22 protein-coding genes are annotated in these 25,636 nt (G+C 65.6%); 4 read left to right on the top strand and 18 right to left on the bottom strand.

Going from position 1 to position 25,636, the window contains the following annotated elements; translation table 11 throughout:
* Positions 1-235: 235 nt before the first annotated feature.
* From G4Z14_RS09155 to G4Z14_RS09145, 3 genes are all read right to left on the bottom strand, one after another.
* Positions 236-853, bottom strand: a complete 618-nt coding sequence (locus tag G4Z14_RS09155; RefSeq protein WP_164624939.1) for a hypothetical protein — start codon at positions 851-853, stop codon at positions 236-238.
* 203 nt (positions 854-1,056) lie between these two features.
* Positions 1,057-2,856, bottom strand: a complete 1,800-nt coding sequence (gene lepA / locus G4Z14_RS09150) for a translation elongation factor 4 (protein WP_164624936.1) — start codon at positions 2,854-2,856, stop codon at positions 1,057-1,059.
* Positions 2,857-2,943: 87 nt separating this feature from the next.
* Positions 2,944-4,197 carry a mandelate racemase/muconate lactonizing enzyme family protein gene (locus G4Z14_RS09145; RefSeq protein WP_164624934.1) on the bottom strand — a complete coding sequence of 418 codons (1,254 nt, stop codon included), beginning with the start codon at positions 4,195-4,197 and terminating at the stop codon, positions 2,944-2,946.
* Between G4Z14_RS09145 and G4Z14_RS09140 the strand changes: the two genes are divergently transcribed.
* Positions 4,171-4,866 (top strand): sirohydrochlorin chelatase, encoded by a 696-nt coding sequence (locus G4Z14_RS09140; protein WP_164624932.1) that lies wholly within the window; start codon positions 4,171-4,173, stop codon positions 4,864-4,866. The genes G4Z14_RS09145 and G4Z14_RS09140 overlap by 27 nt on opposite strands.
* Positions 4,867-4,932: 66 nt before the next feature.
* Here G4Z14_RS09140 and G4Z14_RS09135 read toward each other — a convergent pair whose 3' ends face one another.
* The 7 genes from G4Z14_RS09135 to G4Z14_RS09105 form a co-directional block, all read right to left on the bottom strand.
* A complete protein-coding gene (locus G4Z14_RS09135; protein WP_164624930.1) occupies positions 4,933-6,321 on the bottom strand; it encodes a glutamine synthetase family protein in 1,389 nt (462 codons plus the stop codon).
* A 12-nt stretch (positions 6,322-6,333) separates the two neighbouring features.
* Entirely contained in the window at positions 6,334-7,701 is a 1,368-nt protein-coding gene (locus G4Z14_RS09130) for an aspartate aminotransferase family protein (protein WP_164624928.1), read from the bottom strand.
* 121 nt (positions 7,702-7,822) lie between these two features.
* Complete coding sequence (locus tag G4Z14_RS09125; protein WP_164624926.1) at positions 7,823-9,394, bottom strand: 5-guanidino-2-oxopentanoate decarboxylase; 1,572 nt, start codon at positions 9,392-9,394, stop codon at positions 7,823-7,825.
* On the bottom strand, positions 9,391-10,578 hold the full coding sequence (locus G4Z14_RS09120) for a pyridoxal phosphate-dependent aminotransferase (protein ID WP_164624924.1): 1,188 nt from the start codon (positions 10,576-10,578) through the stop codon (positions 9,391-9,393). Before G4Z14_RS09120 ends, G4Z14_RS09125 begins: the two co-directional genes overlap by 4 nt.
* A 3-nt stretch (positions 10,579-10,581) precedes the next feature.
* On the bottom strand, positions 10,582-11,205 hold the full coding sequence (locus G4Z14_RS09115) for a TetR/AcrR family transcriptional regulator (RefSeq protein ID WP_164624922.1): 624 nt from the start codon (positions 11,203-11,205) through the stop codon (positions 10,582-10,584).
* A 136-nt stretch (positions 11,206-11,341) separates the two neighbouring features.
* Complete coding sequence (locus G4Z14_RS09110; RefSeq protein ID WP_164624920.1) at positions 11,342-12,226, bottom strand: cation diffusion facilitator family transporter; 885 nt, start codon at positions 12,224-12,226, stop codon at positions 11,342-11,344.
* A gap of 254 nt (positions 12,227-12,480) precedes the next feature.
* Entirely contained in the window at positions 12,481-13,194 is a 714-nt protein-coding gene (locus G4Z14_RS09105) for an SH3 domain-containing protein (RefSeq protein ID WP_164624918.1), read from the bottom strand.
* 138 nt (positions 13,195-13,332) lie between these two features.
* On the opposite strand from G4Z14_RS09105, the gene G4Z14_RS09100 reads away from it, so the two are divergent.
* Positions 13,333-14,319, top strand: a complete 987-nt coding sequence (locus G4Z14_RS09100; RefSeq protein ID WP_164624916.1) for a 2-hydroxyacid dehydrogenase — start codon at positions 13,333-13,335, stop codon at positions 14,317-14,319.
* Positions 14,320-14,639: 320 nt separating this feature from the next.
* Positions 14,640-15,302 carry a TerC family protein gene (locus tag G4Z14_RS09095; RefSeq protein ID WP_164624914.1) on the top strand — a complete coding sequence of 221 codons (663 nt, stop codon included), beginning with the start codon at positions 14,640-14,642 and terminating at the stop codon, positions 15,300-15,302.
* A 35-nt stretch (positions 15,303-15,337) separates the two neighbouring features.
* Here the strand turns inward: G4Z14_RS09095 and G4Z14_RS09090 are convergent, their stop codons facing one another.
* From G4Z14_RS09090 to G4Z14_RS09055, 8 genes are all read right to left on the bottom strand, one after another.
* Positions 15,338-16,582, bottom strand: a complete 1,245-nt coding sequence (locus tag G4Z14_RS09090) for an NAD(P)/FAD-dependent oxidoreductase (RefSeq protein WP_164624913.1) — start codon at positions 16,580-16,582, stop codon at positions 15,338-15,340.
* Positions 16,583-16,660: 78 nt separating this feature from the next.
* Positions 16,661-17,821 (bottom strand): iron-containing alcohol dehydrogenase, encoded by a 1,161-nt coding sequence (locus tag G4Z14_RS09085; RefSeq protein WP_164624911.1) that lies wholly within the window; start codon positions 17,819-17,821, stop codon positions 16,661-16,663.
* A gap of 4 nt (positions 17,822-17,825) precedes the next feature.
* On the bottom strand, positions 17,826-19,205 hold the full coding sequence (locus G4Z14_RS09080; protein WP_164624909.1) for an aldehyde dehydrogenase family protein: 1,380 nt from the start codon (positions 19,203-19,205) through the stop codon (positions 17,826-17,828).
* A 74-nt stretch (positions 19,206-19,279) separates the two neighbouring features.
* A complete protein-coding gene (locus G4Z14_RS09075; protein WP_164624907.1) occupies positions 19,280-20,647 on the bottom strand; it encodes a glutamine synthetase family protein in 1,368 nt (455 codons plus the stop codon).
* 219 nt (positions 20,648-20,866) lie between these two features.
* A complete protein-coding gene (locus G4Z14_RS09070) occupies positions 20,867-21,916 on the bottom strand; it encodes a TRAP transporter substrate-binding protein (protein ID WP_164624905.1) in 1,050 nt (349 codons plus the stop codon).
* A gap of 55 nt (positions 21,917-21,971) precedes the next feature.
* The gene (locus G4Z14_RS09065; protein WP_164624903.1) at positions 21,972-23,315 is read right to left on the bottom strand and encodes a TRAP transporter large permease; all 1,344 of its coding nucleotides are present in this window, start codon (positions 23,313-23,315) and stop codon (positions 21,972-21,974) included.
* Positions 23,315-23,854 carry a TRAP transporter small permease subunit gene (locus tag G4Z14_RS09060; RefSeq protein WP_164625174.1) on the bottom strand — a complete coding sequence of 180 codons (540 nt, stop codon included), beginning with the start codon at positions 23,852-23,854 and terminating at the stop codon, positions 23,315-23,317. Before G4Z14_RS09060 ends, G4Z14_RS09065 begins: the two co-directional genes overlap by 1 nt.
* 8 nt (positions 23,855-23,862) lie before the next feature.
* Positions 23,863-24,654: an N-formylglutamate amidohydrolase gene (locus G4Z14_RS09055; RefSeq protein ID WP_227751626.1), complete on the bottom strand. Its 792-nt coding sequence runs from the start codon at positions 24,652-24,654 to the stop codon at positions 23,863-23,865.
* Positions 24,655-24,754: 100 nt separating this feature from the next.
* Here G4Z14_RS09055 and G4Z14_RS09050 point away from each other — a divergent pair, with 100 nt between their 5' ends.
* The gene (locus G4Z14_RS09050) at positions 24,755-25,621 is read left to right on the top strand and encodes a MurR/RpiR family transcriptional regulator (protein WP_227751625.1); all 867 of its coding nucleotides are present in this window, start codon (positions 24,755-24,757) and stop codon (positions 25,619-25,621) included.
* The last annotated feature ends 15 nt before the right edge of the window (positions 25,622-25,636 follow it).

Genomic DNA, 25,636 nt, shown 5'->3' with positions numbered 1-25,636 from the left:
CGCTGAAGCCCGACCTGCGGGGCGCCAAAGGCCGGAATCAAGGCGCGAACGCGCCGCCGGCCCGCGCCCGACCTCCCCCCGGGAGGGCGCGTTTGCACCGGTTGCCGGTAGAACATCGGTGGGATTGGCTGAACCATAAACCGCCTAGAACAGCGGTTGGAGCGCCCACCCGAGGTCGGGCGCGGGCCTGTGGGGGGAGAGGGTTGGTGCGCCATAAATGCGCACCCTACGCTTGCTATAGATACTTCATTAGCTGTTTGTTTTCCTCGTCGTCGGCTAACTGGAGTCTTCCAAGGTCCTTAGCGTTGAATGCTGTAAAAGAGTAACCGATATCTCGCCTCATGGCGACTAGGAGAGCAGCAACCGACTTCATTACACGAGCTAGGGCCAATTGAGTTTCGTCATTTGATGCATCGTTTGGCCTCTTTTCGGTAAAGATGGCAAGTTCATCTTTAAAACCTAGAAATGCACGGAGGACTTGGTCGGAACCCCAGAAAACTAGATCCTTCTGAAATTCCACAAGTTCACGAAGGATGTCGCCAGGTTCTTTCGGCTTCCCGTGAATCTTCTCATACGAGAACATATCAAAATAGAAGTCAAAGAATCTTTTGTAAACGGCTATTTTCTCGGAGTTGATTTTCGCCTTTCGATCTCGTGACTGTTCCCAAAGTTTTCCGATCAAGAAAGTAACCACAGTTACGAAAGCGGTGATTGAGGCCGCTCTAACTGTCCCGTCAACGCCATCATACAGATTCTTGACGCCTTCAAAAAGTGTAAACAATGTTAAGTAAACCAAATAGACCGCTGATGTTACACCTAGAAGTTTGAAGATGAAACTTAAAAATCTTGCCATCACCTAAACTTTCCGATGAGAGATGCCGTCGCGAATTTTTCTGCACGCTGAATTGACGGTGTCGGCGAAACTTGCTTCGTAAGCGAATGGAACTGGTTTCGCAATCCTAATAGATCCGTCTATCCACGACCAATAATCTAGGTGGTTGGCACGCGATTGGCCATGCCAACCGCTGCCGCCCACCGCCCCTCAAAATAGGACAATCAATTGTCCATCTTCAGCGCCGCAATAAACGCCTCCTGCGGGATCTCCACTTTCCCGAATTGCCGCATCCGCTTCTTGCCGGCCTTCTGCTTCTCCAGAAGCTTCTTCTTCCGCGTGGCATCCCCGCCGTAGCACTTCGCGGTCACGTCCTTGCGCATGGCGCTCAGGGTCTCGCGCGCAATCACACGGGCGCCAATCGCCGCCTGGATCGGGATCTTGAACATGTGCCGGGGGATCAGGTCTTTCAGTTTTTCAACCATCGCCCGGCCGCGGGCTTCGGCGCGGTCGCGGTGGACCATGATCGACAGGGCGTCGACGGGTTCCTCGTTCACGAGGATCGACATTTTGACAAGGAAATCTTCACGATATTCTGAAATCGTATAGTCAAAGGAGGCGTATCCCTTGGTCACCGATTTCAACCGGTCGTAGAAATCGAACACCACTTCGGCCAGCGGCAGGTCATATTCCACCATGGCGCGGTTGCCGGCATAGGTCAGGTTCAGCTGGACGCCCCGGCGCTCCTGGCACAGTTTCAGGATGTCGCCAAGGTAGTCATCGGGCACCATGATGGTGGCTTTGATCCGCGGTTCCTCGATGTGGTCGACATAGGTCAGGTCGGGCATGTCGGCGGGGTTGTGCAGGTCGCGCACTTCACCGTCCTTCATGTAGAGCTTGAACACCACCGAAGGCGCGGTGGTAATCAGGTCAAGGTCATATTCGCGTTCCAGACGGTCGCGGATGACTTCCAGGTGCAGAAGCCCAAGGAAGCCGCAGCGGAAGCCGAAGCCAAGCGCGGCGGAGGTTTCCATTTCGGTCGAGAAGGAGGCGTCGTTCAGCGACAGTTTCTCGATGGCGTCGCGCAGCGCCTCGAAGTCGTTGGCGTCGACCGGGAACAACCCGCAGAACACCACGGGTTGCGCGGGTTTGAAGCCGGGCAGGGCCTGAGTGCAGCCGCCGCGTTCGTGGGTGATGGTGTCGCCGACGCGGGTGTCGCGGACTTGCTTGATCGAGGCGGTGAAGATGCCGATCTCGCCCGGCCCCAGTTCGGCGATGTCGACCATCTGCGGTTTCAGCACCGCCAGCTTGTCGATGCCGTAGACCGCATTGGTCTGCATCATCCGCACCCGGTCGCCCTTTTTCATCACGCCGTCCATGATGCGGACCATGACGACGACGCCGAGATAGGGGTCATACCAGCTGTCGACCAGCATGGCCTTCAGCGGCGCGTCGCGGTCGCCCTTGGGGGCGGGCAGGCGGGTGACGATGGCCTCCAGCACGTCGGGAATGCCGAGGCCGGATTTGGCGGAAATGGCGATGGCGTCCGAGGCGTCAAGGCCGATGACATCCTCGATGTTCTGCTTGACCCGCTCCGGTTCAGCTGCCGGCAGGTCGATCTTGTTCAGCACCGGCACGATCTCGTGGCCGGCATCCAGCGCGTGATAGACGTTTGCCAGCGTCTGCGCCTCGACCCCCTGGGAGGCATCGACCACCAGAAGCGAGCCTTCGACCGCGCGCATCGAACGGGAGACCTCATAGGCAAAGTCGACGTGGCCGGGGGTGTCGATCAGGTTCAGGATATAGGTCTTGCCGTCCTTGGCCGGGTATTCGATGCGAACGGTGTTGGCCTTGATGGTGATGCCGCGCTCGCGCTCGATATCCATCGAGTCAAGGATCTGCGCCTTCATGTCGCGTTCGGCCACAGTGCCGGTCATCTGGATGAGCCGGTCGGCAAGGGTGGATTTGCCGTGGTCGATATGGGCCACGATGGAGAAGTTGCGGATGAGGTCAAGCTGGGTCATGGCGGCGGATATATAGGAGTGCCGCCTGCCGGGGAAGGGCCTGTGTTGGGGGGCGCAGGGGCCGTTTCCGCCAGCGCGGGAAAGCAGTCAGGCCATGGCGCTGACCTGATACTGCGCCTTGTCCAGCCAGCCCGGGTTGATCTCCACCCCCCAGCCCGGCGCGTCGGTGACGGTGGCGTGGCCGTCGGTGATGGCATAGGGCTGGCCGAGGAAAAGCCCCTCCTGCCACGGGTAATAGTCCGGGCCTTCGATGGAAAACTCCAGATACTTTCCGGCGTTCGGAATGGCGCGCAGCAGGTGCATGGTGCAGATCGTCACCAACCCGAGGTTGGCGGCGTGTGGCGTGACCGGCAGGCCATGGGCGGCGGCCATGCGGCAGACCTCCAGCGTGCGGTGCATCCCGCCCATATACATGATGTCGGGTTGGGCGATGTCGACGGCGCGGCGATCGAACATCAATTCCCAGCTGGAAAATTCGCAATCCTGCTCGCCCCCCGCCACATCGAGCGCCAGCGCGGCGCGGACCTCGGCGGTCTGGTCGGGGTGCCAATAGGGGCAGGGCTCTTCGAAATGGCCGATGCCGTTGTCCTCGAGCATCCGGCCGACTTCGATGGCGCGGGCGGGCGAATAGCAGGAATTGCCGTCGACCAGCTTGTCGATGCCATCGCCAAGCGCCTTGGAAACCACCGGGATCACCTCTTCGGTGCGGCCCGGCCATTCGTCGTTGTCCCGCCCGCATTCGGCGCCGACGCGCCATTTGAAGGCGGTGAAGCCAAAGGTGTCGCGCAGGTGCTGGAACCGCCGCGCCTCGTCTGCGGGCGTGATGTCGCGCTTCATAGAGGAGGCATAGGCCCGGACCTTGCCGGGGCTGCCGCCCAGAAGCGTCGCCACCGGCTTGCCTTCCAGCTTGCCGCGCAGATCCCAAAGCGCGGTGTCAAGCCCGGTCTGCGCCCGGCGCAGGTAGCTGCCGGGGAACTTGTGTTCCTTTTCGTAGATCCGCCGGATCGTGTCTTCAAAGTCGAGCGCGTCGGTGCCAAGCGCATGCGGCGCCACCTGCCGGTGAAACACCTGCGCCGTGATGTCAGCGTTGTAGGTCGACATCTGGCCCCAGCCTTCGGCGCCGGTGTCGGAGGTGACGCGGACAAAGCTGACGGCGGGGGTGGTGAAGCTTTCCAGCTTGACGATCTTCATCGGGCGCTCCCTTTTGGGGCAGAGTAGCCGGGCAGTCGGCGGGGGGTGGTCATTTCCCGACAGGGCTGGCCCGGTGGCGACGGGGCAGGACTCCGGCGGGGATATTTGGGCAGAGAGGATGGGATGGAACCGGTTCTGATCGTGGCACATGGCCAACCGTCTGATCCGGCGCCAGCCGAGGCGGCGCTGGCCGGGCTGGCCGGGCAGGTCGGCGCGCTGTTGCCGGGCCGGGCGGTGGGATCGGCGACGCTGGCCGCGCCGGGGGCCTTGGCGGCGGCAGTGGCGCGGCTCGGGCCGGGGCTGGTGGTCTTTCCGCTGTTCATGGCCGGGGGCTGGTTTACCCGCGTGCATCTGCCGGGCGAATTGGCCCGGGCTGGCGCGGTGGGCTGGCGGATGCTGGAGCCGTTCGGCTGTCTTGAGGCGGTGCAGGCGCTGGCGGTGGATCTGGTGGTGGAAACCGGCGCGACCGCGGCGATCCTCGCCGCCCATGGCAGTTTCAAGAGCCGGGTTCCGGCGGCGATTGCCGGGCGGGTGGCGGCGATGGTGGCGGCGCGGGGGCTGCGCGTGGCCTGCGGCTTCATCGACCAGGCGCCGCAACTGGCAGGGATCACCGGCTTTGGGCCGGGGTCGGTCTGCCTGCCGTTCTTTGCCGCCGGCGGCGACCATGTGACCGAAGATATCCCGGCCGCGCTGGCCAAGGCCGGGTTTCAGGGCCGGCTCCTGCCGGCGCTGGGGCTGGATGCGCGGGTGCCGGGGCTGATCGCCGAGGCAGTGCGCGAAGGGCGTGGGGTCTGTGCGGGCGGCTGCCGCTGGGGGTGAGCTTTCGTCACCCGGCTGCCCCCACCCCCGGCCCCTCCCCACAAGGGGGAGGGGAGGGCGCAGGTTTCAGACCGTGTGCAGGTAAAGGTCGAAGTCGACTTCGCTCACCGTGCGCATCACCCGGGCGTATTCGGCGGCCTTCACGGCGGTGAAGGTGCGGTGCATGTCTTCGCCCAGGGCCTCTTTCAGGAAGGCCGAATCCTGCGCCAGCTTGATCGCCGAGCGCCAGTCCTCGGGGATGATGACCGTGGTTTCGGCATCATAGCCGTTGCCAGTGGTTTCCGGGCCGGGGTCGATCTGGTGCTTCAGCCCGTGGCGGATGCCGGCCAGAACCGTCGCGGCCACCAGATAGGGGTTGGCATCCACGCCGGCCGGGCGATGCTCGATCCGCCGGGCGCGGATGTCGCCGGCCGGAATGCGCAAGGCGACCGAGCGGTTGTTGACGCCCCAGGTCGGGCTGACCGGCGCATAGCTCTGGCTGGCAAAGCGGCGCCAGGAATTGGCGTGCGGCGCAAAGACCAGCATGCTTTCGCCCATAGTCTGCTGCAGCCCGCCGATGGCGTGCTTGATGGTGTTGTTATACTGGCCCTCGACCGGCTCGACAAAGACGTTCCGGCCCGCCTTGTCCAGCATCGAGACGTGGAAATGCATGCCCGAGCCGGCATAGTTCTCGTTCGGCTTGGCCATGAAGCAGGCGGTGACACCGTGGAGGCGGGCGTGCATGCGCACCAGCCGCTTCAGCCGCATCAGATCGTCCGCGGCCTGCATCACGTTCTCGCGGTAATGCAGCGTCAGCTCATACTGGCCGGGGGCGAATTCGGAAATCAGCGTTTCGGCCTTGATGCCGGCGGCCTTGGCGCCGGCGTAGACGTCGTTGAAGAGGGGCAGCATGCCGTGCAGCTGGTCCACCGAATAGACGTCGGTTTTCGAATTGCGGCGGCGGTCCAGCACGTCGCGCGCCGGGATCATCTTGCCGTTCTGGTCACGCTCGTTTTCCAGAAGGAAGAATTCCAGCTCGAAGGCCCCGGCGGGGTAAAGCCCCTCGGCGGCCCAGGCATCGACCTGATTTTGCAGCGCGTGGCGCGGGTCCGAGGTCATCTGGCTGCCGTCGAGATTGTAAAGCGACAGGAACAGCTCACCGCGGGGCGGGTTGGTGCCGGCCAGGGGCACCAGCGTGCCGGGAATGGGCCAGGCCCGGCGGTCGCCGTCGCCCTGATCCCAGATCAGCCCGGTTTCATGCACATCCTCGCCGCAGATATCGAGCCCGAGGATCGAGATCGGCATGTGGCGGCCGGATTTGTAGATCGACAACAGCTCGTGCCGGCGGATGATCTTGCCGCGCCCGATGCCGTTGGAATCGTGCAGGATGATGTCGAACGCCTCGATCTCCGGATGGGCGGCGAGGAAGGCTTCGGCCTCGGTCACAGTGGAGCCGGAGGGGGAGTTGGTGGTCATGTCTCTGGTCTTTCAGCGGAAAAGTTCGGTCAGCACTTCGTCGAAGGCGGCGATCAGGCGATCAACCTGACGTTTTCGCGTCTTGGGGCTGATGAGCATCATGTTGTGAAACGGCGCGATCAGGCTGCCGCGGTTCAAGAGCGCGGTGTGGAGCGCGGCCTCGACCTGCGGCTGATGGGCATGCGCGGCCTCGGCGCCGTTCTTCAGCGGGCCGGGGGCGCAGATGAATTCCACCCGCGCGCCGACGCGGACGACATGCCAGGGCGCCTTCACCCGGTCGATGACGGCGGCAAGGCCATGGGCCAGCCGTTCGGCCAGCTTTTCCATGTGGTCATAATTCTGCGCGGTCATGACCTCGGACAGATTGGCGCGCAGGCAGGCAAATTGCAGCGGGTTGGCCGAGAGCGTGGTGCCCATGCCCGAATGGCCGGGCGCGCGCCGGGCGTTGGCCGCCTCGTAGCGCTGCGCGGTCTCGTCGGTCATGCCCCAGACCGCGGTGGGCAGCCCGCCGGCGACGCATTTGCCGACGACGAACATGTCAGGCGACAGCGAATGCACGCCCGTATAGCCGCCAAGGCCCGAGGAAATCGTGTGGGTCTCGTCGATGATGAGGAGCGCACCGTAGCGGCGCGACAGCGTGCGCAGCCCGTCATGGAAGCCGGCATCGGGCAGCACCATGCAGGAGTTGGTCATCACCGGCTCGGTCAGGATGGCGGCAATCTCGCCGGTCTGCAGCGCGGCCTCGACGGCCGCGAGATCGTTGAACTCGACACAGCTGGCGCCGAGCGTCAGATCGGCAACCTGCCCCATCAGCCCCTGCCGGTTCTGCACCTTGCCGTTCGACAGCTCCACCATCGCGTCATCGACGGTGCCATGATAGCAGCCGTTGAACACAAGGATCTTCGGCCGCCCGGTGATGGCGCGGGCGACGCGGATGGCAAAGCGGTTGGCATCGGTCGCGGTGGTGGCGATCTGCCAGCGGAAGGGGCCGAACACTTCGCGCAGCAGGCGGCCGGCTTCGAGCGCATCCTCAGTCGGCAGCATGTAGGTCAGCCCGCGCGTCGCCTGATGGCGGATGGCCTTGGCCACCGGCTCGGGCGAATGGCCGAACATGCTGCCGGTGTCGCCAAGGCAGAAATCGTCGATCTCATAGCCGTCGATGTCGGTCAGGCGCGCGCCCTTGGCCTTGGCGACCAGGGGCAGATGCGGCATCGGCCAGTCCTTCATCCAGTGCAGCGGCACGCCGCCGAGGAAGGCCTCCGCCCCCTTGTCGAGCGCCGCCTTGGCCTTGGGCCGCGAGGCGGCATAGCGTTTGGCCTCGCGCGCGGCGAAGGCGGCAAGGCGATCGGAGGCAACACCGGCAATCAGGTCTTGGGCCATGGGGCGACTCTCAACAGATGGTCGCAGTCTTATGCCGCATAATTTGATCAAATTAAAGCGCCGGCGCGAAGTTTCGGTGAAAATTCTTGCCGGGCGCTTTTTTCGGTGAAAATCCGGGGCGTCAGGCCGGCACGCGAACCTCGATCAGCCGCGGGCCGCTGTGCGGCTGAGCCAGCGCCCAGTGCAGCGCCTCGGGGTCGAAGGGAACCGAGGCGAAGGGCAGGTCGCAGGCCGCCGCGAAGGGCTCCAGCTTCAGGGGCGAGGGGTGGCAGCCGATCACCTCGGTATTGGCGGCGCGCATGGCGTCGGCAATCTCGTTATAGGCGGCGTTGTTCCAGACCAGAAAGGTGATCGGCAGACGCTCATCCACGGCGGTGCGCAGCTCGCCCGGCGAGAATTGCAGGCCGCCATCGCCGATCAGGCAGACCACCTTTTCTCCCGGCGCACCGATCGCCGCGCCGACGGCCGCGCCGGGGCCATAGCCGAGCGCGCCATAGCCGGTGGCGGCATTGAAATAGCCGTCGGGCCGGTCGTGGTCGTAATAGAGATTGGCGGCGTAGATCGGCTGCGTGCTGTCGGCGACGATCAGGCAGCCGGGCAGGGCGGCGCGCACCACCTCGACCATCTCGAGCCGGCCGGGCATCATCGGCTCCAGCTCGCCGATTTCGGCGCGGGCGCGGGCGCGGGTGCTGGCGGCGCGGCCCGCCCCGTCCGTGGTCTTTTGCCGGACCAGCGGCAAGAGCGCCGCCATGGTCGCCCCGGCGTCGCCATGCAGCCGCAGCGCCGCGGGCAGGCGGGCCAGTTGCTCGGCGCAGGCGTCGATGCGGATCATGTTCGGCGGCGCGGGCAGGTCGCCGATGACATAGGTGTCATATTCAGTCCAGCCGAACTCGGTCCCGATGGCCAGCACCTGGCCCGCCGACTGGATCAGCGCGCGCACCGCGGCAAGACTGGCCGAGGCCGGCACGGTCAGCGCATGGCCGTGCATCTGGCCGCGGGCATTGGCGGTCTGCACCACCGGCGCATCGAGCCGTTCGGCCAGCGCCCGAAGCGCCGCCTCCTGCCCGCGCGTGCCGCCGCCGGCAAGGATCACCACATCGCGGGCGGCGTTCAGCAGCTCGGCGGCTTCGGTCTGGCTCTTGGCGGCCGGGCGGGCCGGCACCGGGGCCGGCGCGGCCAGCGCCGGGCATTCCATCGGCATCACGTCGGTCGGCACTTCGATATGCACCGGGCCGGGGCGGCCGGAGGCGAGGGTGGCGAAGGCCCAGTCGAGCGTCTCGCCTACCTCGGACGGGTCGGTGATGCGGCGCGTCGGGCAGAGCGTGGCGATCATCGCCTGCTGGTCGGGAAGCTCGTGCAGCAGGCCCCAGCCCTTGCCAAGGCTGGCCCGCCGGTTGACGCCGGAAATCACCAGCATCGGCACCGAATCCTCGCGCGCCTGCGCCATGGCGGTGATGGCATTGGTCAGCCCCGGCCCGGTGATGACCAGCGCAACGCCCGGCTTGCCCGTGGCGCGGGCATAGCCGTCGGCCATGAAGGCGCAGCCCTGCTCGTGCCGGGCGGTGACATGGCGCACCGGGCTGCCGGACAATCCGCGGTACATTTCAACGGTATGGACGCCGGGAATGCCGAAGATCACCTCGACGCCGCGAGCGTGCAGGCCTTCGACCAGTCTCATGCCGACGGTGTTCATGCGGCTTCTCCCTTGGGTTCGGCGGCAAAAGCCGCGATGCGGGTGCAGGCGGTTTCAAGGACGCCGTCGGGTTGGGTCAGCGACAGCCGCAGCCAGCCCGCCAGCCCGGTGCCGAAGCTTTCGCCGGGCATGCAGGCGACGCCGGATTGCAAAAGCAGGGCGCGGGCAAAGGCTTCGCCGCTCATGCCGGTGCTGCGGATATCAAGCAGTGCGAACATGCCGGCCTCGGGGCGGTGGACGGCAAGCCCGGCCTTGCCGTGCAGCCGCGCGTGGATCAGCGCGGCGCGGCGGGCGAACCGTTCGGCCATGCCGCGCGCAACGGGCGAGCCTTCGGTGATGGCGAGCGCCGTCATGTCGGCGATGAAGGGCTGGCTGCCGAACAGCATGGTTTCCGACAAGGGCAGCATCCGGTTGCAGAAAGCCTGCGGGCCGACGCACCAGCCCGACCGGAACCCCGGTGCGGCGTGGGATTTCGAGATCGAGGAGGTGACGACGGTGCGGTCGGCCAGCTCGGGGAAATCGAGCGGCGAGGAGAACGGCACGCCGTCGAAGATCAGATCCTCATAGACCTCGTCGGCGACGATCCACAGGTCATGGGCGCGGGCCAGCGCGCCAAGCGCGGCGATCTCGGCGGCGCGCAGCACCGCTCCCGTGGGGTTGTGCGGCGAGTTCAGGAACAGCACCCGGGTTTTCGCGCTGATCTTCGGCGCCACATCGGCGGCCTGCAGGCGGAAGCCGGCCTCGGGTCGCAGCGCGACCGGCACGGCTGTTGCCCCGGTGGCGGCAATCAGGCCCTCGTAGGTGGCATACATCGGATCGGCCACGATCACCTCGTCGCCCGAACCGAGGAGCGTGCAGAGAACCGCGAAAAGCGCGGTCTGGGTGCCGGGCAGGGTCATGACATTCTCCGGCCCGAAGACGCGGCCGCGGCGCGCGGTGTAGCGCGCGGCAAGGGCCGCCAGCGCTGCGGGTTCGCCATGGCCATTCGAATACCCGGTGCGGCCTGCCTGCATCGCGGCGGTCGTGGCGGCGACCAGCGCCGGCGGGCAGGGCACATCCGGCTCGCCGATGGTCAGTTCAATGACCTCGCGGCCCTCGGCCTTCAGGCTGCGGGCGAGGTGGTGGATTTCCCACTTGGCGCCGCCAAGGCCTTGCAGCCGATGGGTGAGAGGTGAATAGCGCATGGATCAGGCTCCGGTCAGGTCGATGTTCAGGATGGCGGAAACGGCGGCAAGGCCGATGGATTCCAGTTCGCCCGGCGCAAATCCGTCGGGCAGGGCCGAACCTTCCAGCCACAGACCGTCGATAACGCCGTTGCAGGCGATGGCGTCGCGGCGGCTTTGGGCGGCATCGGTCTTGCGCGGCAATTGCGCGATCAGGGTTTCCAGGATGTCACGGTAGGCGCGATAGCCCTGCTCGTGGATGTCGCGCATCTCAGGGTCGGTGCGCAGCGCGTTCAGAAACCCGGCCCAGAGCCCCAGACGTTTCGGGTCCACCACTGGCGGCCGCAGCGAGGCTGACACAAACGCCGCAAGCCGCGCCTTCGGTCCAAGGTCGCCCGACAGAAGCGCTGCAGAGCTGTCACGGGTCATCCACTCCATCAGGCGGCGGAAGGCGGCGCGGGTCAGTTCTTCCTTCGAGGTGAAGTAATGCCGGATCAGCCCCGGCGTCACCCCGGCCCGCTCGGCGATCGCGCGCACGGTGGCCGCCTGCGGTCCGCCTTCGGCCACAAGATCCATGGCGGCAACGATCAGCGCATCGCGCCGCGCCTCTTCGCTTTCCCGTTTGTAGACCTTGCGATCGGTCGACATGACTCGCCTGTTATACAGATGAATAATTGCGCTGAAACTGGGGCCAGTTGCGACTTTACGCAAGGGTCAATGGTCTGGCGATCAGGGAAATGGCGCAAATTTTTCGCAGGCAGAGCCCGGAGCCGCCGAAACCGCCTCAGGTTTCGTTCGCAACATCCTTGTGGATGATGACATCGGTTTGCGGATAGGCCCGCAGGATGGCCCGCCGCAGGCCTGCGCCGATGGCATGCGCCTCGCGCAGGGTCTGCGCACCGTCCAGCTCGATATGGATGTTCACGAAGATTCGGCTGCCCGCGGTACGGGTCTTCAGGTCGTGAAAGCCATGCACCCCCGGCCAGCCCCGCGCAATCTCGGCAATGCCGGCGATGATCGCGGGATCGGCGCGGCGGTCCATCAGCGCGTCCCAGGCGCCCTTGCCGATACGCAACGCGCCAAGCGACAACATGACCGCCGCACCGATGGCGACGATGCTGTCGATCTGGCTCATGCCGAAGGTCGAGGAGGCCCAGAGCGAGGCGATGGCCCCGATGTTCGGCAGCAGATCGCCCAGGTAATGCAGCCGGTCCGCCGCCACCACCCGCGAGCCGGTGCGGCGGGCGACACGGCCTTGCCACAGGACCAGACCCAGGGTCAGCGCCACCGAAAGCGCCATGACCACGATGCCGCGGGTTTCCGATTGCAAGGGCGCGGTGGCCGGATCCAGCAGCCGCTGGGCGGCGGCAAAGGCGATGATCGCCGCCGAAATCAGGATGAAGATGGCCTGCCCCAGCGCCGCAAGGTCTTCGGCGCTGGTATGGCCGAAGGCATGGTCTTCGTCGGCAGGTTTGGCGGCATAGATCAGTGCCGCCATGGCCGCGAGCGACATCATCAGGTCCATGGCGCTGTCGGCAAGCGAGGCGGCCACCGAAAGCGCGCCAGTCTCGCCAAGCGCCCAGAGCTTGAGCGCGACCAGCAGCGCCGCCATGCCGACCGAAGCCGCTCCGGCGGTCAGGGTCAGGCGGGTGGAGGCGGGCGTGGACATGGAGCGGGACTCGCGGGCAGATGAGACGGGCGGGACGCAGGCCCGCCGCATAAGGCCGGAAGGACTTCCGATCAAGTGCGGAAACGGGCAGGCAGGCGCAACACCGGCAGGGTGGGGGTCCATCGCACCGCACTGCGGCTTCGTGGTTGGGGGGGAAACCCCAGCCTGTGGGGATAGCAGGGCGCGCTGCCAGATGTGACGGGCGGGGCGAGATGGGGTGGCCCCACCCTACGGGGGGCCATTGGGCGCCGGCGTTACTCCAGCACCTCGCCGGGCAAGACCCCCCAAAGTGCGGATTTCTCGATCCAGCCCTTTTCACCCTGTACGTTCATCCGGCACCAGTCGGGCTGGCATTCCACAAGCCGGCCCACGACGCCGCGCTCGGCCTGAAAGACGACCAGCGCTTCGGGATCGGGCTTCACCCGGAATTCGGCCATATCGGCGGAGACCAAGGCAGACCGCACACCGGACAGAAGCGCGTAATGCACCCAGCCGCCCATGCCCTCGGCATCCTCGACGCGGCGCCAGTTCTCATGCTCGGCGGTGACGCGCAACGGCATGCCGGTGGTGGTGAAGACCCAGTCGATGCGGTGCGTCAGGCTGGGGCCGCGCCGGGCGTTGCCCTCGTTGCCTTTCAGGCTGACAAAGCGCGGAATCGGCAGGTTCGTCACTGCGCCTTTGGACGGATCGCGTGGCGGCTTGGCGGGTTTGGCGGCGGATGCCTCGGTCGCGGGCCCCGGGGTTTCAGCCGCCGCAGCGGGAGCGGCCTCGGCCGCCGCCGCAACCCCGTCGAGGTCGGTGCCGGGGCGGGGGCGCGGACGCGGAGAGGTCGCAAGGCCCGCCAGCGAAGTATCAACCGGCGCCGGGGCGGACAGCGTTGCCGTCGCTTCGCCGCTGACCTGCGCCGCGGCGGGCCATGCGCCGATCACCAGCGCCAAGATCGCCCCGATCCCCCGAATTCCTGCCATCGCCCGTGCCTTTCGCAAGCCCTTAGGCGGAATGTCCGCGCGCGGGCCGCTGTTACTGCTCACCGGGGCTTGTGCCTCGCCCCGCTTCCCGTCACTTTGCCATTCTGGAAGGCGATTTGGAAGTGCAGGGAGGCCCTTATGCCCGCAGGACGTCTGAGTGTTGTCGTGACGCGACGCTTGCCCGAACCCGTGGAGACGCGGATGAAGGAATTGTTCGATGTCGAATTGCGCGACGATGACCGCCCGATGACCCGCGAGGAACTGGCGGCGGCGATGGGCAGGGCCGATGTGCTGGTGCCGACGATCACCGATCAGATCGACGCCAGCCTGATCGCCAAGGCGGGCGAACGGCTGCGGCTGATCGCGTCCTTTGGGTCGGGGGTCGATCACATCGACGTCGCCACCGCCCGGCAACGCGGCATTCTGGTGTCGAACACCCCCGGCGTCGTCACCGAGGACACCGCCGACATGACCATGGCGCTGATGCTGGCCGTCACGCGCCGCATCCCCGAGGGCCTTGCCGTGATGCAGTCAGGCAAATGGGAGGGCTGGGCGCCAACCGCCTTCCTTGGCGGCAGACTGGGCGGTCGCCGGCTGGGCATCCTCGGCATGGGTCGCATCGGGCAGGCCGTGGCGCGGCGGGCCCGCGCCTTTGGCTTGCAAGTGCATTACCACAACCGCAAGCGCCTGCGCCCCGAGATCGAGGAGGAACTGGACGCGACATGGTGGGAAAGCCTTGACCAGATGGTCAGCCGCATGGACATCCTGTCGATCAACTGCCCGCACACGCCGTCGACCTTCCATCTGATGAACGCCCGGCGGCTGAAGCTGATGAAACCCTCGGCCGTCATCATCAACACTTCGCGCGGCGAGGTGATCGACGAGAACGCGCTGACCCGGATGCTGGCGGCCCGCGAACTCGCCGGTGCGGGGCTGGACGTCTATGAACACGGAACCAACGTGTCGCCCGAGTTGCGCGCCCTGCCGAATGTCGTGCTGCTGCCGCATATGGGCTCGGCCACCGTCGAGGGCCGGATCGAGCAGGGCGAGAAGGTCATCATCAACATCAAGACCTTTGCCGATGGCCACCGCCCGCCGGATCAGGTCGTGCCGGGGATGCTGTGACGCGCTGCCCTGCCTTGGCGCGGCATTTTTGCGCCGGACGGGGGGGCGATCCGGGGACAGATCGCCCGTGCTGGTGAAACGGCGGCCTGAGGGAAGCGATTTCTTGCAAGAAATCGGGCCGGAGAATTGCAGTTTTCCGGGGGGAACCCTTTGAGAATGCCCGGAAGGCTGGCCCGCGGCAGGTCAGCCCCAGGGCATCCCCGTGTCAGGCCCATGTCAGCTTTCCCTGCCATATCCCCCGCAGGGAGCGCTTGATTGTCGGCCTGTCACTGCCTAAGTGACGCCAAAGGCCGCAAGGGCAAGACAGGACAGAGGGACGCATGGAAATCTTCACATACGAGGGCCTTGTCGCCCTCATGCAGGTCATCGGCATCGATCTGGTGCTGGCGGGCGACAACGCGATTGTCATCGGCCTCGCCGCCGCCGGTCTGCCCAAGGAGCAACGCGGCAAGGCCATCATGGTCGGGATCATCGCCGCGACGGTCATGCGCATCGGTTTCGCGCTGATCACCACGCAACTTCTGGCCATCGTCGGCCTGCTGCTGGCCGGGGGCATCCTGCTGCTCTGGGTCTGCTGGAAGATGTGGCAGGAACTGCGCGCCGGCGCCCATGAGCATGACATCGAAGCGGTCGAGGCCCTGACCAACGAAGATCTCGACGCCGACAACGCGATTGCCGACGACGCGCCGCGCAAGACCTTTGCCCAGGCCGCCTGGCAGATCGTCATTGCCGACGTGTCGATGTCGCTGGACAACGTGCTGGCCGTGGCCGGCGCGGCCAAGGATCATCCGACGGTGCTGATCATCGGTCTGGCGCTGTCGATCGCGATGATGGGCTTTGCCGCCAGCTTCATCGCCAAGCTTCTGAACAAGCACCGCTGGATTGCCTTCGTCGGTCTTGCGATCATCATCTACGTCGCCCTGAAGATGATGTGGGAAGGCTGGCACGAAGTGGAACCGATCGTGCTGGGCTATCTCGCCTGACACTGAAAAGGCCGCCTGCGGGCGGCCTTCTTGTTTCAGCCGAAGCGGTGGGGCAGGTAGGGGGCCAGTTCGACCTCGGGCGTGCGGCCCGCGACCAGCGCCGCGACCAGTCGGGCGGTGATCGGAGCCAGCGTCAGCCCGATATGGCCGTGGCCATAGGCATGAATGACCTCAGGCCCGGCGCGCGAGGGGCCGATCACCGGTCGGCTGTCGGGCATCGAGGGGCGAAAGCCCATCCACTCGCGCGACGGTTCGGGCAGATCCGGGAAGATCGCCCGTGCGCCCTCGACCAGCTTGGCGATGCGGTGGGCCGAGGGCGGGGCGGTCAGCCCGCCCAGCTCCACCGTTCCCGCCACCCGCAGCCGCCCGGTCATCGGGCAGAGATAGAAGCCGCGCGCGGTCGGGCAGGCGGGGCGCGTCAGGCGCGGTGCGGCGATGTCCCATTCGACATGATAGCCACGCTCGGTGTCCAGAGGCACCCGGTCGCCGGCTTGCGCCGCAAGGTCGCGCGAATGCGCTCCGGCGGCGATCACCACTTTGCGGGCATGCAGCCGCAGGCCCGGACCTTCGACGATGACGCCGTCGATCTGTCGGGTCAGCCGCTCGGCGCGGGTCTGGCGAAAGTTGGCTTTTTCCAACACTTTCCGGGTCAGAAGCCCGACCATTTGCCCCGGGTCTGACAGAAACACCGCATTGGGGAAAAAGGCGGCCCCGCCTTCGACGGCGGGCAGGCCCGGCTCCAGGGCCGCAAGCTCGCCGGGGCCGATCAGGTCAATCGTGATGCCATGCGAGCGGCGAAACGCCATGTCCTTGTCTGCCACCCGATAGGCCTTGGCCGCCTCGTAAAGGTAAAGGCAGCCGCGGTGCTGCAGGATATGGCCGCCGCCGATGCGCTCGGCCAGCGCCTGCCACAGCGGCGCGGCGCCGGTCAGCAAAGCGGCAATCGCCGCGGCATTGCGCGCCGTGGGGCCGGGCAGGGACTGCAGGGCAAAGCGCGCAAGCCATGGCAGCAGCGCCGGCAGCGCGGCGCGGCGGATGGCCAGCGGCGAGGTCTTGTCAAAGAGAAGCGCCGGCAGGTTCTTCAGCACATCGGGGCTGCCGACCGGCATCACCGCATAATCGGCGATGGTGCCGGCATTGCCATAGCTCGCCCCCATGCCGGGCGTGCCGGGGTCAACCAGTGTGACCTCATGGCCCGCAGCAACCAGCGCCTCGGCCACGCAAAGGCCAACGACGCCCGCGCCCAGCACGGCGATTTCGGTTGTGATGTGTTCGGTCATTCCTGCCTGCCGGATTGCTTGCGCCGCCGGCCCGGCGCCCCTTGGCAGGAGCGCCGGAACCGCGGCGATGCGCCGACCTTACAGACAGGCCTTGAACAGCGCGAGGGTGTTTTCCCGCGTCATGGTGACGGGGTTGCCGCCGCAGGACGGGTCTTCCAGCGCCATCTCGGTGAGTTCATCGAGGTTGGGGTTCGTCACCCCCAGCGCCGTCAGGTTCTCGGGGATGTTCAGGGTCTTGCGCAGGTCCATCACCGCGGCGCGGAAGCCGTCGAAGCCGCCCGTGATGCCCAGATAGGCGGCGGCCTTTTCGATGCGCTCCTCGATCGCCGGGCGGTTCATGTCCAGCACCATCGGCATCACGACGGCATTGGTCGTGCCGTGATGGGTGCCGTAGACCGCGCCGATCGGGTGGCTGAGCGAATGGATCGCGCCCAGACCCTTCTGGAAGGCCACGGCCCCCATGGCCGCCGCGCTCATCATATGGGCGCGGGCGTCAAGGTCGTTCGGGTTGGCATAGACCTTCGGCAGGTTCTCGAACACCAGCCGCATGCCCTCCAGCGCAATCCCCTGGCTCATCGGGTGGTAGAAGGGCGAGGAATAGGCCTCAAGGCAATGCGCCAGCGCATCCATGCCGGTGCCGGCGGTGATGAAGCGCGGCATGCCCACGGTCAGGGCCGGGTCGCAGATGGTGACGACCGGGAGCAGTTTCGGGTGGAAGATGATCTTCTTCTTGTGGGTCGCCGAATTGGTCAGCACCCCGGCGCGGCCGACTTCCGAACCAGTGCCGGCCGTGGTCGGCACCGCGATGATCGGGGCGATTTTGGCGGCATCGGCGCGGGTGAACCAGTCGTCGATGTCTTCCATATCCCAGACTGAAAGATCGGCCCGCTGATGCGCCATCAGGGCAATCATCTTGCCCAGATCCAAGGCCGAGCCGCCGCCGAAACAGATCACCCCGTCATGGCCGCCGGCCAGATACACGGCAATGCCGTCGGCCATGTTCTTCTCGTTCGGGTTCGGATCGACTTCGGAAAACACCGCCGCGCCAAGGCCGGCCTTTTGCAGCACCGCCACCGCCTCGGCGGTGATCGGCAGCGACGCCAGCGCCTTGTCGGTGACAAAGAGCGGCTTTTTCACCCCGGCGCCGGCGCAGTGTTCGGCAAGCTCGGCAATCCGGCCGACGCCGAACTTGATCGCGGTGGGGTAGGACCAGTTGCGGTTGGGGACCGAGTGGCTCATGGGTTCAGACTTTCTTCAGGTGATAGGATTTCGGGCGGGTCACCGACAGGAACCCGAGGTAGGAGAGCGAGCCGCCGCGGCCGGTGTCCTTGCAGCCGGTCCAGCACAGCGCCGGGTCCAGATAATCGGCGCGGTTCATGAACACCGTGCCGGTTTCGATCTGGGCGCCAATGGCGGCGGCGGTGTCATAGTCTTCGGTCCAGATGCTCGCGGTCAGGCCATAGGGCGAGTCATTCATCAGGCGGATCGCCTCGGCGTCATCCTTGACCTTCATGATGCCGACCACCGGGCCGAAGGATTCCTCGGTCATCACCCGCATCGAATGATCGACATTCACCAGAACCTGCGGCGCCAGATAGGCCCCGCCATCATCGGCCGGGAAATTCGCCGGGTCGATCAGCGGCTTGGCGCCGGCGGCGACAGCCTCGGCGATCTGGTCGCGCACGACCTTGGCAAAGCGCTTGTTGGCCATCGGGCCAAGGGTGGAGGCGCCGTCAAACGGGTTGCCAAGCTTCAGGGCATTGGTCCAGGCCACGGCCTTTTCGACGAAGGCATCGTAGAGCGATTCATGGACATAGATCCGCTCGATGCCGCAGCAGCACTGGCCGGCGTTGAACAGCGCGCCGTCCATCAGCGTATCGACCGCCGCGTCAAGATTGGCGTCGGCGCGGACGTAAGCAGGGTCCTTGCCGCCAAGCTCAAGGCCCAAGGGCGTGAAGGTGCCAGCGGCGGCGCGTTCCATCGCCTTGCCGCCGGCAACCGAGCCGGTGAAGTTCACGAAGTTGAAATAGCGGTTCGCGATCAGGTGTTCGGTGGTCGCGTGGTCCAGCACCACGTTCTGGAACACATCCTCGGGCACGCCGCCGGCGTGGAAGGCCTCGGCCAGACGTTCGCCCACCAGCAGGGTCTGGCTGGCGTGTTTCAGGACCACGGTGTTGCCGGCGATCAGGGCCGGGACCAGGGTGTTGATCGTGGTCAGGTAGGGGTAGTTCCACGGAGCGACGATGAACACCACGCCAAGCGCCTCGCGCGCGAGGTAGCGGCGGAACTTGTCGCTGTCCTCGACCAGCTTCGGGGCCAGGGTTTCCGCCGCGATTTCCGACATGTAGTCGGTGCGGGCGTTGACCCCGCCATATTCGCCGCCAAAGCGGGTGGGGCGGCCCATTTGCCAGGCGAGTTCTTCAACGACAATGTCCTTCATCTCGTTGAGCTTGGCCACGCCGGCCTTGACCAGCGCGATGCGCTCGTCCAGCGGGCGGGCGGCCCAGGCCTTTTGCGCGGCCTTGGCGCGTTTGGCGGCGGCGATGGCGGCGTCGAGGGACAGCGGCATGCGCTCGGCATAGACCGAGCCGTCGACGGGGGAGATCAGTTGAATGGGGGTCATGGTCGTCACCTTGTAGGGTGGGTTTTCAACCCACCGGTCTTGCGATGGGTGGGGTATGACCCCACCCTACGGAGTTACGCGCGCTCAAGCAGGCGCTGGAGTTCGAAGTCGGTGACCACGCGGTCGGTTTCCGAAATCTCCCATTGGGCGGCGTGGTGGTAGTGGTCCACCACATCGTCGCCGAAGGCGGCGCGCAGCATGGCGGATTTGTTCAGCAAATCAGCGGCTTCGCGCAGGGTGTGCGGGATTTCGCGGATGCCTTGGGCCGCATACATGTCGCCCTTCAGTTCCGGCTCCAGCTCCATTTTCTTCTCGATGCCGTCCAGCCCCGCCGCCAGCAGCGCGGCGCAGGCCAGATAGGGGTTCACGTCGGAGCCCGGAATCCGGCATTCCACCCGGACCGCCTTGGTATGCTCGCCGCAGACCCGGAAGCCGGCGGTGCGGTTGTCGGCCGACCAGACCGCCTTGGTGGGGGCGAACATGCCGATGGTGAAGCGCTTGTAGCTGTTCACATAGGGCGCAAGGAAGGCGGTGATGTCGCGGGCATGGGCAAGCTGGCCGGCGACGAAATGCTTCATCGTGGCGGACATGCCATGCGTGTCGTCCTTGTCGGCAAAGGCGGGCTTGCCGTCCAGCGTCCAGAGCGACTGGTGGACATGGGCAGAGGAGCCGGCCTTGCGGTGGTCATACTTGGCCATGAAGGTCACCGATTTGCCCTGCGCATGGGCAATCTCCCGCACCGCCTGCTTGACGATCACATGGTTGTCGGCGGTGTCGAGCGCGTCGGAATACTTGTAGTTCACCTCGTGCTGGCCGGAATCCGCCTCGCCCTTGGTGTTCTCCACCGGGATGCCCGCACCATAAAGCCCGTTGCGGACGGCGCGCATCAGGCCCTCTTCCTTGGTGGTCTGGAACAGGTGGTAATCCTCGTTATAGGCCGAGATCGGCCTCAGGTCGCGCAGCCCACCGTCGCGCAGGTTTTCATAGCTGTTTTCAAAGATGTAGAACTCCAGTTCGGTTGCCATCATCGGCTCGAACCCCATGGCGCGGGCGCGGGCGACCTGCCGTTTCAGGATCGCGCGGGGCGAGATGTCCACTTCCTCGTGGGTGTGGTGGTCCAGAAGATCGCCCAAGACCAGCGCCGTGCCCGGCAGCCAGGGCACCAGTCGCAGCGTCGTCATGTCGGGGCGGATCACATAATCGCCATAGCCCTTTTCCCAGCCGGTGGATTTATAGCCGGGGACGGTGTTCATCTCCATGTCCACCGCCAAGAGGTAGTTGCAGCAATGGGTCTCGGTATGGCCGCCGTTCACGAAGAAAGCGGCGTGAAAGCGTTTGCCCATCAGGCGGCCCTGCATGTCGATGCAGGCCACGAGGACAGTGTCGATCTCGCCCTTGGTCACAAGGGTTTTCAGGGTGTCAAGGGTCAGGGTTCCGGGCATGGTTGCCTCATAAATTCGGGTTTCGGAGTGCCCGTTGCCGGGCGGGGAAGCGCGGTTCAGCCGCGCCCACCTCCGAATTCGGGTTTTCTGGGCCAGCAATCACGGGCGTGGTTCATCGTCGTCTCCCTTGGGGGAAGCCCCCCACCCCATCCCTCCCCCACGAGGGGGGAGGGAGGTGCGTTTCGCCGCAGGGTGGGGTTCTGCCCCACCACGGCCCGATCAGCCGTAGCGGTAGGGCGGGCCGGCCTTTTTCATCACTTCGTTATACTGTTTGAAGATCGCCACAACCTTGGCCTTCACTTCGGATTCGGCGGCGATTTCATCCCAGAACTTCATCGCAGCCTCTTCGACCTGCGCCCATTCGGCATCGGGAATGGTGGTCAGCTGCAGCTTGCCGCCGTTGAGGCGCAGATCGGCCTCGCCCGCCCAATACCAGTGCTGGCGGTAGTAGTGCGACTGTTCGAAACAGGTGGCGAGCATTTCCTGCAGATGCGGCGGCAGGGCGTTCCAGCGGTCCATGTTGGCGAAGAAATGCCCGATCCAGGCGCCGGAAATGTTGTTGGTGCAGAAGTAGTTGGTCACGTTCGACCAGCCCACGGTGTAGACCTCGGTGATGCCCGACCAGGCGATGCCGTCAAGCTCGCCGGTCTGCATCGCTACTTCGATATCCTCCCAGGGCAGGGTGACCGGCACCACGCCGAACTGCGTCAGGAAGCGGCCGGCGGTCGGGAAGGTGAAGACGCGCTTGCCCTGCAGGTCGGCAAGGCTGTTGATCGGATCCTTGGTCGAGAAATTGCAGGGATCCCACGAGCCGGCCGAGATGTGCTTGACCCCGACCTTGGCATATTCCTCTTCCCAGATCGCCTTCAGCCCGTATTTGTTGAACAGCGCCGGCACGTCGAGCGAGTAGCGCAGACCCAGCGGGAAATAGCCGCCGAACACGGTGACTTCCGTCGGCGAGGCCATAGAATCGTCGTCCGACTGCACGCAGTCGATGGTGCCGGCCTGCATGGCCTGAAAGAGCTCGCCCGTCGGCACAAGCTGGTCGGCAAAGGAGAGTTCGATCTCCATCTGGCCCGCAGCCATCCGGTTGAAAGCGTCGACGGCGGGTTTCACCACATGCTCGCCAAGCGCGGCCCCGGCATAGGTCTGCATGCGCCATTTGATGACCTCTTGCGCACGCACGACAGTCGGCGCAGCCAGCGGGGCGGCGACGGCGGCGGCTCCGGCAAGGGCGCCTTTTGTGAGGAAGGAACGTCTGGTCGTCATCGAAAAACCTCCTTGTTGGGTTGGGTGCGCCGGGTTTGCCCGGCGTCATTTGGGCCTATTTGGGGTAAACGGTGTTGGGCAGCCACAGCGCCAGATCGGGCACGGCCATGATGAGCACCAGCGTCGCCACCATGACCAGCACGAAGGGCGTGACCGACCGGTAGATGTCGCCCATGCTGATTTCCGGCGGCGCGAAGGCACGCATCAGGAACAGGTTATAGCCGAAGGGCGGCGTCAGATAGGCGATTTGGCAGGTGATGGTGTAAAGAACGCCATACCAGATCAGCACCTGATCGGGCGGCAGGCCAAGGTCGAGCCGGGCAACCAGCGGCACATAAAGCGGCGCGACGATGACCAGCATGGCGGTGTCGTCAAGGAACATGCCCATGACGAGGAACGAGAGCTGCATCAGGATCAGGATGGTCCATGGCCCAAAGCCCAGCTTTTCGGTGAACAGGCTGTCAATCGCCTTCACTGCGCCCAAGCCGTCGAACACCGCGCCGAAGGCCAGCGCCGCCAGGATGATCCACATGAACATGCAGGAAATGCCAAGGGTATTGCGCGAGGCGGTTTCAAAGACCGCCCAGTTGAACCGGCGCTTGATGACGGCGGCCAGAACCGTGGTGGCCACCCCGATCACCGAGCTTTCGACAAGGCTGGCCCAGCCGTAGATGAAGGGGGTCATCATGGTGGCGAAGATCAGCAGCGGCAGGACGCCGGCGCGCAGCGTGGAAATCCGGTCGGCCCAGCTGATTTCAGCGCGTTCCTCGGCGGAAAGCGCCGGGGCAAGGCGGGGTTGCAGGGCGCTGCGGATGCCGATGTAAAGAATGAACATCCCCGCCATGACGAGGCCGGGAATGACGCCGGCCAGCCACAGCTCGCTCACCGGGGCGCGGGCGATCATGGCGTAAAGCACCAACACCACCGAGGGCGGAATGAGGATGCCAAGCGAGGAGCCGGCCTGAATCGTGCCTGTCACCATCTGCTTGTCATAGCCGCGCTTCAGAAGCTCGGGCAGGGCGATGGTGGAGCCGATCGCCATGCCCGCGACCGAAAGCCCGTTCATCGCCGAAATCAGCACCATCAGGAGGATGGTGCCAATCGCCAGCCCGCCGGGAACCGGGCCGAACCAGACGTGGAACATCCGGTAAAGGTCCTCGGCCAGCCGGCTTTCGCTCATCACATAGCCCATGTAGACGAACATCGGCAGGCTGAGGAGCGGATACCATTTCATCAGCTTCATGCCCGCCGAAAAGCCCATGGTATGCCCGCCGGTGCCCCAAAGCGCGATCGAGGCCACCACGGCGACAAAGCCGATGATCCCGAACACCCGCTGCCCGGTCATCATCAGCAGGAGCATGGTGGAAAACATCAGGACGGCGATCAGTTCCTGCGGCATCAGATGGTCTCCCCGCGAATGGTGGCAAGGTCGCGGATGAAGGCTGAAAGTGCCTGCAAGAGCATGAGGGCAAAACCGACCAGCATCACCAGCTTGATCGGCCAGAGATAGGGGCGCCAGGCCGTCGGGCTGCGCTCCAGCCGGCCGATCTGCGGCCAGAGGCCGTCCCAGGTCAGGCCCAGCGAATAGCCAAGGCTCTCGGCGGCGCCCCAGATCAGCACGGCCATGTAGAACATCACGACAAAGACGGTGAAGCCGTCCCAGACCGCCCGGCGCACCGGCGATTGCTTGGCATAGAACAGGTCCATGCGGACATGCGCCTCCATCTGCATCGCGTAAGGCCCACCGAGGACGTAATAGGCCACCATCAGGAACTGGGCCATTTCCAGCGTCCAGAGCGAGGGGTTGAAGAAGGCCTTCGAGATCGACGACCACATCAGGACTGCCATCAGCGCGAACAGAAGATACATGGCAAAGCGGCCGACACCGTAATTCGTCCGGTCGACCAGCCGGACAAAGGCGATCAGCGGGTGGGGCAGGCGCTTGGTCATGCGGCGGTCCTCATCTCGGTCAGGGCCGCCGACAGCACCAGGGCCAGACAGTCGGCCATGGCGGTCTCGGCCTGCGGGGTGGCGATCAGGTCGTTGCGGATCTCAAGCATGGCGTTCTGCAGCCCGTAGGGGGTGGCGTGAAGGCGCAGCGTGTGGGTCACGTCATCGGCGGCGGAATAGGGTTCGTTAAGCTGCGCGTCGAGGCCGGTCTGCCCGCGTGCCGCCGCCAGAATGGCCCGCGCCAGCGCCGGGTCCGCGTCGTGGATGATACCGAATTCCACCGCGCGGGGCTGGCCGTGATAGACTGGGGTGAAGGAATGGATCGTCACCACCACCGGGCGGAGCCCGCCGGCGATGCGGGCGGCGATCAGGTTGTGCAGGCCGTTGGCCCAAGGCAGGTAGACCGCCTTGGTCCGCGCCAGCCGCTCGGCCGGGGTAATGGCGGCATTGCCCGGAATGTCATGCACCTCGGACCGCGCGGGCATGGCGCCGGCCATGTCGGGCGCGCGGTTGCAGTCGTAGATCAGGCGGCTGACCGGGGCATGGATCAGCGTCGCATCAAGCCGCCGCGCCAGCCCGCGCGCCAGCCCCAGCGCGCCGGGGTCCCAGGCGATATGGGCGCGGGTCTGCTCTGCCGTCAGGCCAAGATTGCCCCAGGGGGCCGGCATGGCGTTCGAGGCATGCTCGCACACCAGCAGAACCGGGCTTTGCCCGCCCGCATTCTCGATCACGGGCGCCATGCCGCCCGGCGCGTCTGTGTCGTCTTGCGCCCGCATTTTGCGAGTCATCTCCCTGTTTGATCAAAGCGTCCCTCACGCTGCCCCCATCTGTCAAGAATGTTTCTTTTGAAAGTTATCTGTTACAATTCTTTCAGAAATGGAGAGGACGATGACCCAGACCCCGCCAATGGACGAAGAACTGCGCCTCGCGCTGCCCGATCTGACCCGGGCCGAACGGCAACTGGCCAGCCATATCCTGTCGAATTATCCGGTCGCAGCGTTGGGCTCGATCACGACGCTGTCGCAAGCCGCCGGGGTGTCCTCGCCGACGGTGGTGCGGCTGGTGCAGAAGCTGGGCTACAAGGGCTATCCGGATTTCCAGCGCTCGCTGCGCGGGCAGGTCGAGGCGATGCTCGTCTCACCGCTGGTCAAACAGGCCCGCGCGGCGGCGGCGCCCGAGGGCCATGTGCTGACGCGGTTTGCCGGGGCGGTGATGGAAAACCTGCAAGCCACGCTGGCGCAGATCGACCCGGCCGAGTTCGACGCGGCGGCGGTGCTGCTGGCCGATCCGTCGCGGCGGATCTTCGCGATGGGCGGCCGCATCACCCATGCGATTGCCGACTATTTCGTGACGCTGATGAAGGTGATCCGGCCCGAGGTCGTGCAGATGTCGGACATGTCGAACGCCTGGCCGCCGGCGCTACTGGACATGAAACCGGGGGATGTCCTGTTGATCTTCGACATCCGCCGCTACGAAAACGCCGTGGTGCAGGTGGCCGAGGTGGCGCGCGAGCAGGGGGCGGAAATCGTGCTGGTCACCGACCGCTGGGTGTCGCCGGCGGCGGCCCATGCCAGCCATGTGCTGCCCTGCCATATCGAGGCGCCTTCGGCCTGGGACAGCAACGTCACGCTGATGGTCTTGGTCGAGGCGCTTCTGGCCGCCGTGCAGGGGTTGACCTGGGAGGTGACCGAGACGCGGATGAAGCGGCTGGAAGAGCTTTACACCCGCACGCGGCTGTTCCGGCGCTATCGCTGACGGCGCAACGCCGGG

The organism is Tabrizicola oligotrophica, assembly GCF_011008935.1.
GTDB lineage: Bacteria > Pseudomonadota > Alphaproteobacteria > Rhodobacterales > Rhodobacteraceae > Tabrizicola_A > Tabrizicola_A oligotrophica.
The sequence above is the reverse complement of the archived record's forward strand: the minus strand, read 5'-3'. Positions and strand labels throughout refer to the sequence as shown.